This is a genomic window from Bulleidia sp. HCP3S3_C9, from assembly GCF_052064035.1.
Taxonomy (GTDB): domain Bacteria; phylum Bacillota_I; class Bacilli_A; order Erysipelotrichales; family Erysipelotrichaceae; genus Bulleidia.
On the sequence record NZ_JBQHWJ010000125.1, the window covers coordinates 1 to 810 of the forward strand.

Sequence of the window (810 nt, forward strand, 5' to 3'; positions counted from 1 at the left end):
ACTTTTACCTCGCAGTTAAAGTGTATATCCAGCAATATGATTTTATTGTACTAAAAAGCGGACACTAAAGAGATTTCTGAACTTTTTTGAATCAGGTGGTCAGTTATGAAATTTTTCAAAAAACTTTATTGAGTATGATAATAAAGCATGTTACAGTATCACAGTTAAGTTGAGGTATATTATGCAAGGATTTGTTGCTTGGTGGGCTGCACATGTTGCCTTACCACATTGGTTAAGTGTATTTATCGTTTCAATGATTCCTCTGATTGAAGAGCGTGGAGGTCTCATATTAGCAAAATTATTAAATATGCCATTATGGACTGGAGTATTCTGGTGTGTTATTGGCAATATCATTCCAATTCCATTTATTCTTTTATTGATTAAAACAATATTACATTGGATGAGTGATCATCATATGAGTAAAATTACTGACTGGATTATGGAAAAAGCTAATAAGAATCGACCAAAGATTGAAAAATATGGATTCTGGGGTTTGATGCTTTTTGTCGGGATTCCTCTTCCTGGTACAGGTGCATGGACAGGTGCTTTAGTTGCTTCTGTATTTGATATGGATTTAAAAAAATCTTCCTTATCAATTTTACTAGGTATTTTCTTAGCAGCTGTAATTATGACATTTGTATCATATGGAATGATTGGCGCTGTTGTTTCTTAACTTCCTTTTCACAAGGAAGTTTTTTTATCTTATAAGAAATTGAATGCGTTTGTGAAAATGAAAAAAGCAGAAAAATGATATAGATATTCATCTGAAAGATGAATAAGCATGATGAAAACAGCTTCAATTAAATTGAC

Annotated in this window: 1 protein-coding gene; it reads left to right on the plus strand. The window is 32.0% G+C overall.

The window, feature by feature from the left end; all coding sequences use genetic code 11:
- The first annotated feature begins 181 nt into the window (after window positions 1-181).
- Window positions 182-673 (plus strand): COG2426 family protein, encoded by a 492-nt coding sequence (locus ACTND6_RS11075; protein WP_441024320.1) that lies wholly within the window; start codon window positions 182-184, stop codon window positions 671-673.
- Window positions 674-810 lie beyond the last annotated feature (137 nt).